Source organism: Clostridium tyrobutyricum DSM 2637 = ATCC 25755 = JCM 11008, from assembly GCF_000359585.1.
In the GTDB taxonomy this organism is placed as follows: Bacteria; Bacillota; Clostridia; order Clostridiales; family Clostridiaceae; genus Clostridium_B; species Clostridium_B tyrobutyricum.
Genome location: NZ_APMH01000004.1, coordinates 146,197 through 157,357, shown reverse-complemented (window position 1 = coordinate 157,357; position 11,161 = coordinate 146,197). Strand labels below are relative to the sequence as shown.

8 protein-coding genes and 1 other annotated feature are annotated in these 11,161 nt (G+C 32.6%); of the genes, 7 read left to right on the top strand and 1 reads right to left on the bottom strand.

The annotated features are described in order from the left end of the window. The first annotated feature begins 32 nt into the window (after positions 1-32). From J418_RS0103815 to J418_RS0103785, 7 genes are all read left to right on the top strand, one after another. On the top strand, positions 33-1,955 hold the full coding sequence (locus J418_RS0103815; protein WP_026142619.1) for an NAD(+) synthase: 1,923 nt from the start codon (positions 33-35) through the stop codon (positions 1,953-1,955). A gap of 63 nt (positions 1,956-2,018) precedes the next feature. Next, positions 2,019-2,077 (top strand) — a sequence feature (sodium ion sensor (DUF1646 type); this cis-regulatory element may regulate processes involved in with the transportation of sodium ions). 48 nt (positions 2,078-2,125) lie between these two features. Further along, positions 2,126-3,286 (top strand): cation:proton antiporter, encoded by a 1,161-nt coding sequence (locus J418_RS0103810; RefSeq protein WP_017894826.1) that lies wholly within the window; start codon positions 2,126-2,128, stop codon positions 3,284-3,286. A 101-nt stretch (positions 3,287-3,387) separates the two neighbouring features. Beyond that, positions 3,388-3,819, top strand: a complete 432-nt coding sequence (locus J418_RS0103805) for an NfeD family protein (protein ID WP_017894825.1) — start codon at positions 3,388-3,390, stop codon at positions 3,817-3,819. A gap of 12 nt (positions 3,820-3,831) precedes the next feature. Next, positions 3,832-4,782, top strand: coding sequence for an SPFH domain-containing protein (locus J418_RS0103800; protein ID WP_017894824.1), 951 nt, complete (start codon positions 3,832-3,834; stop codon positions 4,780-4,782). 194 nt (positions 4,783-4,976) lie between these two features. Then, positions 4,977-5,432, top strand: coding sequence for a MarR family winged helix-turn-helix transcriptional regulator (locus tag J418_RS0103795; RefSeq protein WP_017894823.1), 456 nt, complete (start codon positions 4,977-4,979; stop codon positions 5,430-5,432). Between the two features lie 8 nt (positions 5,433-5,440). Next, the gene (locus J418_RS0103790; protein ID WP_017894822.1) at positions 5,441-7,666 is read left to right on the top strand and encodes an ABC transporter ATP-binding protein; all 2,226 of its coding nucleotides are present in this window, start codon (positions 5,441-5,443) and stop codon (positions 7,664-7,666) included. Beyond that, on the top strand, positions 7,663-9,492 hold the full coding sequence (locus tag J418_RS0103785) for an ABC transporter ATP-binding protein (RefSeq protein WP_017894821.1): 1,830 nt from the start codon (positions 7,663-7,665) through the stop codon (positions 9,490-9,492). Before J418_RS0103790 ends, J418_RS0103785 begins: the two co-directional genes overlap by 4 nt. Before the next feature lie 50 nt (positions 9,493-9,542). On the opposite strand, the gene aspD is transcribed toward J418_RS0103785, so the two are convergent. Then, on the bottom strand, positions 9,543-11,159 hold the full coding sequence (gene aspD / locus J418_RS0103780) for an aspartate 4-decarboxylase (protein ID WP_017750425.1): 1,617 nt from the start codon (positions 11,157-11,159) through the stop codon (positions 9,543-9,545). Positions 11,160-11,161: the final 2 nt, after the last annotated feature.

The window sequence follows — 11,161 nt, the reverse complement described above, 5'->3', positions numbered from 1 at the left end:
GTTATAACCACATTATACAAGGAGGAAATTTTATGTGCTCGATGGGTTTCATGAGAATATCGGCTGCATGTCCTGTAACCAATGTGGCTGATATAGAGTTTAATGTGAAAAATATAAAATATTGTGTGGATAAATCCCTGGATGAACATTCAAAACTTGTAGTTTTTCCTGAATTATGCATAACTTCCTATACTTGTGGAGATTTGTTTTTGCAAGGAGTGCTTTTGAAGAAATCTGAAAATGCACTTGAAGATATATGTAGATATTCTATAGACAAGGATATTTTAATTGCAGTTGGATCACCTCTTGTTTTTAATTCCTGTGTGTATAACTGTGCTTATATAATATTTGACGGCAAAATATTGGGGATTGTACCTAAAAGTTATATACCTAATTATGAGGAATTTTATGAAAGAAGATGGTTTACTTCTGGTATTAATATTGTAGATGAAAGAGTGGATTTAAATTTTCAAAAAAACATACCATTTGGAATAAATATTATATTTAACAGCGGTGATTTTAAATTTGGGTTTGAAATATGTGAAGATCTGTGGAGCGTGGTTCCACCAAGCAGTTATTTGAGCCTTGCAGGTGCTAATATTATCGGCAATCTTTCTGCATCAAATGAAATAGTAAGCAAGTCGGATTATAGAAAGAGTTTAGTAGAATCCCAAAGTGCAAGGTGCATGTCTTCCTATATATATGCTTCATCTGGTGTGTATGAATCATCTACGGATCTGGTATTTAGCGGTGATATGATAATTTCTGAAAATGGCAATCTTTTAAAATACAATAACAGATTTAAAAGAGAAAATGAAGTTTTAACATCTATTATTGACATTGAAAGATTGAATATGCAGAGATTGAAAAATATAAGTTTTAGGGATGGAATGCATATTGTGCCGTGGAAGGCTCAGTATATTGAATTTAATTTTAAAAATCTGGAGTATGGAAAGTTTGACAGAACAGTTCCAAAGTATCCATTTGTACCTTCAGATGAAAATCAGAGAGAAGTACGATGCAGGGAAATATTTAATATACAAACTGCAGCACTGGCAAAAAGAATTGAACATACAGGACTCAAAAAAGCTGTCATAGGCATTTCAGGAGGATTGGACTCTACACTGGCACTTCTGGTTGTCGTGAAGACATTTGACATGCTTGGTATTTCCAGGAAGGACATAATAACCGTTACACTCCCTGGATTTGGAACTACAGATAGGACTTACAATAATGCGGTGGATTTATGTAAGAAACTTCATACGGATTTTAGAGAGATAAATATTGTGGATGCATGTTTGCAGCATTTTAAAGATATAGGACATGATAAATCCAAACATGATGTAACTTATGAAAATGTTCAGGCACGGGAAAGAACGCAGATACTTATGGACATTGCAAATAAAGAGGGGGGACTTTCCATAGGAACAGGTGATCTTTCCGAACTGGCTCTTGGTTGGTGTACATATAACGGTGATCATATGTCAATGTATGGGGTAAATTGTTCTGTACCAAAGACTCTGGTAAGATATTTGGTAAGATATGTAGCTCAGAAAGAGTCATCTGATTATATATCAGCAATATTAATGGACATACTTGATACACCTGTAAGTCCTGAATTGCTTCCCAAGGACAATAATGGCAAGATAGCTCAAAAAACCGAGGATATAGTTGGACCGTACGAACTTCATGACTTTTTTCTCTATTATTTTGCAAGAAATAGTTTTTCACCGAAAAAATTATTGTTTTTAGCACAATATGCTTTTGTTGACACTTATGATAAAGAGACTATAAAAAAATGGCTAAAACTATTTATAAGAAGATTTTTTACCCAACAATTTAAAAGATCTGCTATTCCAGATGGTCCTAAAGTAGGTACAGTAAGTCTGTCTCCAAGAGGAGATTGGAGAATGCCTTCAGATTCAAGTTTTAACTTGTGGATAAATGATCTATAAAAACTTGTGGTATTGATAATAATATGATATGATTAATTACAACTAAATATGAAATTTGCTTTCGGTTGAACAAATAATTTTATTTGATTTCAAGAGTAGCGTGGCTTTTGGGGTGGAAAGTCCTTTTTGGACTTTCCACCTCTCTTTTTTATTAACTTAGGAGGGAGAATATGGAGAAAACTTTATTGAGTATTGTGTTAATTCTTATGTTTACAAAGATAGGAGGTATAATCAGCAAAAAACTAAAAATGCCGGAAGTTTTGGGAGCCTTAATAGCTGGTGTCTTACTTGGACCTATGGTATTGAATCTAGTACAATACAACAATGATATAAAATTGCTTTCAAATCTTGGGGTGATTATGCTTATGTTTCTCGCAGGTTTGGAAACTAATGTGGAGGAGTTTAAAAAGGCCGGATTGTCTTCATTTATTATTGCAGTATTCGGAATAATTGTCCCACTTGCCTTGGGAACACTAAGTGCATATATATTTTTTAATGATTTTTGGGAAAATATATTTGTCGGGGTTATTTTAACTGCTACGAGTGTAAGTATTACTGTAGAAACTCTTAAGGAACTTGGAAAACTAAATACAAGATCAGGAATTAATATCCTTGGAGCGGCAGTAATAGATGATATTTTAGGACTTATACTTATATCCATAGTTCTTGCAGTATCTCAGGCTTCTGGTTCTTCCTCGGGATTTGAAATACTTCCAATTATATTTGTGTTTATAAAGATAATTTTATTTTGTGTCTTTTCAGTATTAGCTGTAATATATCTGCCAAAACACATAAATAAGTTGATAGGATCTGTAAGATCTAATATAACATTATTTACATTTTCATTGGCGTTTGCTATGTTGATAGCATTTATAGCTGAAAATTTGGGGATAGCAGCTATAACCGGTGCATATATAGCAGGACTTGTGCTTTCTTCACTTCAATGCAAAAAATATTTAGAAAAAAATGTACGACCAATTTCCTCAGGATTTTTATCACTTGTATTTTTTGCAAGTGTTGGTATTGAAGCTAATCTAAAAGGATTAAACAAAGAAGTTATATTAATTACTTTAGTTATGTTTATTATTGCTGTATTTGGAAAGTTAATAGGATGTGGAGGGGCTGCCAGACTTCTTAAAATGAGTAAAAGGGAATCCCTACAGATAGGTAGTGGCATGATTTCAAGAGGTGAGGTTGCTATAATTACTGCCAATATAGGATTGCAAAAAGGTATAATATCAGAGGAAATATTTATTCCTACATTGATAGTTGTAATATTGACAACAATTGTAACACCCGTTCTGCTTAAAATAGCATTTTCTAATAAATAAAATTATGTTTAATAATATAATGAATTGGTGTAATATATTAATATAGGAGATTTATATTAATATGCAAAATATAAGTTTTGTATTAGTGAGGAGTGAATAAAATGTCACCCAATTTAATTTTATGGATTGTAATTGGAATTGCCGCTTTAATTTTGGACATACTAACAAGTGCTTTTCTGTTTGTATGGTTTACAGTTGGTGCAATCTGTGCAATTATATCAGATGCCCTGGGATATTCTGTTGCAGTTCAATTTATCGTTTTCATAATTGTGAGTATAGTATTGGTGCTAGTCTGCTATCCACTTATAAAGAAGAATGTAAAAAACAAGATAAAGCCTACAGCCCTCAGAGAAGAAACGTATAAAGGCAGGGAAATAATTGTAGATGCTGAAATGCAGGAAAACAATGCAGTAAAATTGGATGGAGTTTTATGGAAAATTGAAGATGTTAGTATAAAACTTCAAAAAGGACAAAAATTCAAAATCTTAGGGATGAATGGAAACAAGGTAATAATAAAAAAATTAGAGAGTTAGGAGATGATTTACATGATAGGCACTATTGTTTTAATAATTATAATTGTACTTGTATTAATTGCTGTTGTATCTTCTATAAAAGTTGTTAATACAGGATATGTAAGTATAATAGAAAGGTTTGGACAATATCATGGAACACTTCAGCCTGGATGGCATTTTATAATTCCATTTATTGATTTTTTAAGAAGGAAGGTTTCTACAAAGCAGCAAATTCTTGATATTGAACCCCAATCAGTTATAACAAAGGATAATGTAAAGATATCTATAGACAATGTAATTTTCTATAAAATATTGAATCCAAAAGAAGCTATATACAATATAGAAGATTACAGGGCAGGTATAATATTTTCAACTATAACCAATATGAGAAATATAGTAGGGGACATGAGCCTGGATGAGGTATTGTCTGGAAGAGACAAGATAAACGGAGAACTTTTAAAAGTAGTAGATGATATAACTGATGCCTACGGCATAAAGATATTGTCTGTTGAAATCAAGAATATAATTCCTCCAGCTGAAATACAGCAGGCAATGGAAAAACAGATGAGAGCTGAGAGAGACAAGAGAGCTGTCATACTTCAAGCTGAAGGTCAGAAGCAGAGTGAAATAGCAAAAGCAGAGGGCATGAAACAGGCCAAAATACTTCAAGCTGAAGCTGAAAAAGAAGCTAATATAAGAAGGGCGGAAGGTCTTAGACAATCTCAAGTCTTAGAAGCAGAAGGTAAAGCTGTTGCAATTGAAGAAGTAGCAAAAGCAGATGCGAAGGCTATAGAACTTGTCAACAGATCTATAATTGATTCTGGAACGGATGAAAAGGTAATTGCATTAAAGCAGATAGAAGCACTTAAAGAGATGGCCAAGAATCCAGCAAACAAGCTTATACTTCCAAATGAGTCCATATCATCTCTTGGAAATATGGCTGCTATTGCAGATATACTTCAGAAGGATAAGTCTTCTAAATGAGTTCCTAAAAAATAGAATACAATGAATCAGGAATGTCCTAAAAAGATGTTCCTGATTCATTTTTTATTCATGTTTATTTAACAAAAAAATACTTGACTAAAAAGCAATGGAGGCTTAAAATATATTTTGAATGCGAAATATATGTGTATGAAATATTAGCATGTAAAATATTTTCATAGGAAAGGAGAGGTGACATGGATGCAAATATAAATCAGGTAAAAGACACTCTGTCTTTATTTAAAGTATTTAAAAAAGTTATGGATAATATTCATAAGAATATGGAAGAACATTTTAAAGAATTTAATTTAACTGGACCACAGATAATGCTAATTATGATTTTATTTCATAATGGAAAGATGAAAATAAGTGATTTAAGTTCCAAGATGAGTTTATCTAATAGTACTGTATCTGGAATTGTTGATAGGTTGGAAAAACAGGATTTTGTAAAGAGAATTAGAAGTAAGGATGATAGAAGAGTTGTTTATGTTGAAGTAACTTCTAAATTAAAGAAAGTTGGCAAAGCCAAAAGAGATAGAATCGAGAAGTCCGTTCAATTTATAATTAGCAGTGCAACTCCTGAAGAAATGGATGTAATAAAAAAAGGATTGCTAACACTTGAAAAGGTAATAGATAGAAAAAATAAGGAGTGAATGACATAATGCTTAAATTGATAAAGCATCTTAAACCATTTATTGCATCAATCATATGTGCAATAATTTTACTTTTTGTACAGGCAGGAAGTGATTTGGCACTACCTGATTACGTGTCTAACATAGTTAATGTTGGAATACAGCAGGGTGGCATTGAAAACTCAGTTCCACAGGCAATTAGATCAAGTGAAATGAATAAACTTACACTGTTTGTAAATAAAAATGACAAAGTTGAAATTATGAAAAACTATAAATTGATAGATAAATCATCTTCAGATTATAATGAATATGTTAAAAAGTATCCTAAATTAAAAGATGAGCCTATATATGCTTTAAAAAATATTGACAAATCTGAAACTGACAAAATGAACCCTATAATTGGAAAGGCCTTTCTTTCAGTGTCTGGCGTTGATAACCTGAAAAGTACTGCGAAAAATGGATTCATTAATTTTAATGGGCAAAAGATACCTGCAAATACTGATTTATTTGCAATGTTTTCAAAATTACCAGAACCTGAGCGTGCAAAAATAAGTTCATATATGAGTGAAAAATTTACTTCTATGGGAGATAGTATGATTGTTCAGGCAGCTGCAAGTTCAGTCAAATCTGAATATGCTTCTTTGGGTATGAATACGGATAAAATACAAAATAAGTATATTATCCATACAGGTATAATTATGCTTCTCATATCTTTGCTCAGTGCAGCCTGTACAATAATAGTGGGATTTATTGCTGCAAGAGTTGCTGCTGGTGTATCACGGAATCTGCGTAGAAATATATTTACCAAAGTTGAAAGCTTTTCAAGTAAAGAATTTGATGAATTTTCAACAGCTTCATTGATAACTCGAACTACCAATGATATAACTCAGATACAACAAGTCCTATTTCTTTCCATAAGGCTTATTATATATGCTCCTATTTTAGGAATTGGAGGAGTTATAAAAGCTGTTGGCAAAAGTCCATCCATGACATGGATTATAGCATTGGGAGTCATAGTGCTTTTAGGGTTTATTATAACCGTGTTTGCAATTGCATTTCCTAAATTTAAACTCATTCAGAAGATGCTGGATAAGTTAAATCTTATTACACGTGAAAATCTTTCGGGAATGATGGTAATAAGAGCATTTAATACACAGAAATTTGAAGAGAAGAGATTTGATAATGCCAATAAAGAGTTAACAGATACCAACCTTTTTGTAAATCGTGTAATGTCAATTATGTTTCCAGCTATGATGTTTATAATGAATGGAATTACAGTGTTGATAGTTTGGGTAGGATCCCATCAGATTGCAAATTCAAATATGCAGGTTGGAGATATGATGGCATTTATGCAATATGCAATGCAGATTATGTTTGCATTCCTCATGATGTCGTTTATGTTTATCATGATACCTAGAGCATCTGCATCAGCACAGAGAATTGATGAAGTGTTGAAAACTAAATTATCTATTTTAGATCCTAAAAAACCTAAGAAACTTGATGGTGATGTAAAAGGTTTAGTGGAATTTAGGAATGTCTCTTTTAAGTATGATGGAGCAGAGGAATATGCATTAAAAGATATAGATTTCAAAGCACTTCCAGGCCAGACAACAGCCTTTATTGGCTCAACGGGTTCAGGTAAGTCTGCTCTTATTAATTTAATTCCACGTTTTTATGATGTAACTGATGGACAAATACTTATAGATGGAATGGATATAAGAGATATTACCCAGCATGATCTCAGAAATCTAATAGGTTATGTACCACAAAAAGGATCACTTTTTCAAGGTACTATTGAATCAAATTTAAAATATGCAGATGAAAATATAAATAAGGAAGATATGGAAATGGCAATAAAAATTGCACAGGCTGAAGAATTTATTAATGAAAAGCCAGACAGGCTTGAAAGTGAAATTTCTCAAGGAGGATCAAATGTTTCAGGAGGACAGAAACAGAGATTATCAATTGCTCGTGCTTTAGTAAAAAGGGCGAAAATATATATTTTTGATGATAGTTTTTCTGCTCTTGATTTTAAAACAGATTCAAAACTTAGAAAGGCACTTAGTTCTGAAATACAATCAAGTACTATTTTTATAGTTGGGCAGCGTATTTCTACTATTAAAAATGCGGAACAAATAATAGTACTCGATGAAGGCAGAGTGGTTGGAATGGGAAACCATGAAGAACTTATGGAAATATGTCCAACTTATAGAGAAATTGCATTATCACAGATGTCTGAGGAGGAATTGGCGTGAGTGAAAATAGAAAAAGTAAAGTAGGATCTTCTGCAGCTGTAGGAAATGTAGGTAAAAAAGCTCGTAATTTCAAACCTACTATGAAAAAGCTTATTTCTTATCTAAGTGATTATAAATTATCACTTGTTATTGTATTGATATTTGCTGTTGTAAGTACCATATTTTCTATAGTAGGGCCTAAAATACTTGGCCATGCTACTACAAAGTTGTTTAAAGGTGTAATGGCAAAAATATCAGGAACTGGAAATATAGATTTTAATTATATAGGAAAGATAATTTTATTACTTGTTGTGTTGTATGTAATAAGTGCATTGTTTGGATATATTCAGGGATGGATTATGTCTGGAATATCCATGAAGGTAACCTATAAGTTTAGAAAAGATATTTCTGAGAAAATTAACCGTATGCCTTTAGGGTATTTTGATAGAACAAATCATGGAGAAGTTTTGTCACGTGTTACAAATGATGTAGATACTTTAAGTCAGACCCTTAATCAAAGTTTAGGTCAAATTATCACATCAGTTACAATGGTCATAGGTGTACTTATTATGATGATTAGTATAAGTTGGCAGATGACACTTGTGGCACTTTGCGTAATCCCCGTATCCATGGGCCTTATAACTGTTATTGTCAAGTACTCTCAAAAGTATTTCAAACAGCAGCAGGATTATTTGGGACATTTAAATGGACATGTTGAGGAAATGTATGGCGGTCATATTGTAATGAAGGCTTTCAATGGTGAAGAAAAAAGTGTTCATAAATTTAATAAAATGAATGGACAGTTGTTTGGTTCAGCTTGGAAATCACAATTTTTATCAGGAATAATGATGCCTATGATAAATTTTGTAGGTAATCTTGGCTATGTAGGAATATGTATACTTGGAGGATGGCTTGCAGTAAAGCGAACTATTGAAGTTGGTGACATTCAGGCATTTATACAATATGTGCGTTCATTTACGCAGCCCATTTCACAAATAGCCAATATTTCAAACATACTTCAACAGACTGCGGCTTCAGCGGAACGTATATTTGAATTTTTGGAAGAAGAAGAGGAAATTCCAGAAGTCAGCAATCCTGTAAAGCTTCAAAATGTAAATGGAAGTGTGGAGTTTAAAAATGTTCATTTTGGATATAATACAGATAAAATCATAATAAATGATTTTTCGGCATCTATTAAACCAGGACAGAGAATTGCAATTGTTGGACCAACTGGAGCAGGCAAGACAACTATAATTAAACTACTTATGCGTTTTTATGATATAAATGATGGATCCATACTTATAGATGGTCATGATATAAGAGATTTTACTAGAGGAGATTTGCGTTCTATATTTGGAATGGTTCTTCAGGATACATGGCTTTATAATGGAAGCATAAAGGAAAATATAAGATATGGACGGCTTGATGCCACTGATGAGGAAGTAGTTCAAGCTGCAAAAGCGGCACATGTGGATGGATTTGTTCGTACACTTCCTGCTGGATACAACATGATATTGAATGAAGAAGCATCCAATGTGTCTCAAGGACAAAAACAGCTGTTAACTATTGCGAGGGCTATACTTGCAAATCCTAAAATACTTATTCTTGACGAAGCAACAAGTTCAGTAGATACTCGTACAGAGTTGAAAATTCAGAAAGCTATGGATAATCTTATGAAAGACAGAACAAGCTTTATAATAGCACATCGTTTATCTACTATTCGTGATGCTGATTTGATACTTGTTATGGATCATGGTGATATTGTTGAACAGGGAAATCATGAAGAACTGCTTAAGAAAAATGGAATATATGCAAATCTTTATAACAGCCAATTTGAAGTTGCTTAGATAATAAAAAAGAACCAGATTAACTAAAGGAGTTGTTTCTGGTTCTTCTTTTAATGTATACTGTATTTTTGGGATTTTTTCCATTCTACAGCATAGTCCTTTAATATCTTTTTAAGAACTTCTCCTATGGTAATATAGTCATTATCATTTAAATTGGCAAGTGATATTCTTATGGACCATTCTGGACCTTGAAATCCTGAGCCATTTAACAATACTATGGAAGATTTTTTGGCAAGTAGGAATAGTATGTCTACAGGCTTACAGTGATTTTTAAGATAATTTGAAAAATCATTTCCATATATGGCACCAGACCATTCAAGAAAGTCAAATTCAGTATAGTATGATGCACTATATGGATTATCATCCAATTCTAATCCAAGGCCTTTATAGAGTAGCTTTTTACGTCTTCTACATATTTCTTTAGTAAGCTGTTTATATTTACTATTTTTATCAATTATAGAGAAAACGGCAAAAAAACACATTTGGACTTGCTGCGGGGTAGAGAGACCTGCTGTGTGATTTAATGCTACCTGTCTGCTGTCAGCAGCAATTCTGTCTATGAATTTTATATTTTCAGGGTCTAAAGATATGGAGGCATATCTTTTTTTTGACTTTTCCTTTTCATATTCAGGTAATTTACTCACAAGATAGTCAAATACGTTTTTTTCTGCAAGAGAAACGGTACCAAGCCTCCAACCAGTAACTCCAAAATACTTGGAGAATGAATAGACTCCTATAGTATTAAAAGGGAGATAGGAGAATAAAGACTTAAAACCATCTACGAATGTACCATATACATCATCTGAGATAATCATTAAATTGGGATTATAGTTTTTGACTATGTGTATGAGTTTTTTTATGATATCTGGTTTAATGGATACAGAAGGAGGATTGCTTGGATTTACCACAAATAACGCTTTTACATCTGAACTTACAAGCTTTAACAATTCATTATCGGAATATTGCCATGCGTCATATTTATTTTTACCTGCCTCGGAAGCTTTTATTTTTACAACATTTAGATTATACCTTGGAATACTTGGAATTTCCAAGTAGGGGGTAAAAATAGGTGTCATTATGGCTATGGTGTCGTGAGGTTTTAAAATATTATTTGCAACTAAGGAGTCAAATATATAACATATTCCTGCAGTAGCACCTTCTACGGCAAATGAATCAAATTTAAGAGAAGGATTGTATCCATACAGCTCCTTTTTTAAATAATCTTTGATAATTACCTCAATATGTTTTAACATCCTTTGGGGCATAGGATAGTTGTCTCCTATAATTCCGTCTGCAAGTTCATGGACCCACTCATCAGGATTGAAATGGTGTAATTCTATTCCGTAATTTACAATGTTTTTTAAAAGTTCAGTACCAGGATAATTTATGTGCTCATCTATATACTTTTTTAAACTGAGAGAAATTCCACTTTTTCTAGGCATACCTGCCAGGTCTCCATTGTCCCATGTACTTCTCGTCTCACCTACTGCAAATTGCCCAAAGGTAAAAAATGCTTCTCGAGGAGAAGCTGATGTCCAATTTGGATTTCCTCTACCTGCATCTAAAAGTATATTAGTACTTTTTTTACTCTCATCTTCGGCAAGTTGTTTTAGACTATTTCTAAGTTCGAAAGGACTCATATTGTTGTATATTTTTTCTAAATTCATTT

Coding starts and splice junctions, on each gene's coding strand:
- J418_RS0103815 (WP_026142619.1), top strand. CDS start 33: ATGTGCTCGATGGGTTTCATGAGAATATCGGCTGCATGTCCTGTAACC.
- J418_RS0103810 (WP_017894826.1), top strand. CDS start 2,126: ATGGAGAAAACTTTATTGAGTATTGTGTTAATTCTTATGTTTACAAAG.
- J418_RS0103805 (WP_017894825.1), top strand. CDS start 3,388: ATGTCACCCAATTTAATTTTATGGATTGTAATTGGAATTGCCGCTTTA.
- J418_RS0103800 (WP_017894824.1), top strand. CDS start 3,832: ATGATAGGCACTATTGTTTTAATAATTATAATTGTACTTGTATTAATT.
- J418_RS0103795 (WP_017894823.1), top strand. CDS start 4,977: ATGGATGCAAATATAAATCAGGTAAAAGACACTCTGTCTTTATTTAAA.
- J418_RS0103790 (WP_017894822.1), top strand. CDS start 5,441: ATGCTTAAATTGATAAAGCATCTTAAACCATTTATTGCATCAATCATA.
- aspD (WP_017750425.1), bottom strand. CDS start 11,159: ATGAATTTAGAAAAAATATACAACAATATGAGTCCTTTCGAACTTAGA.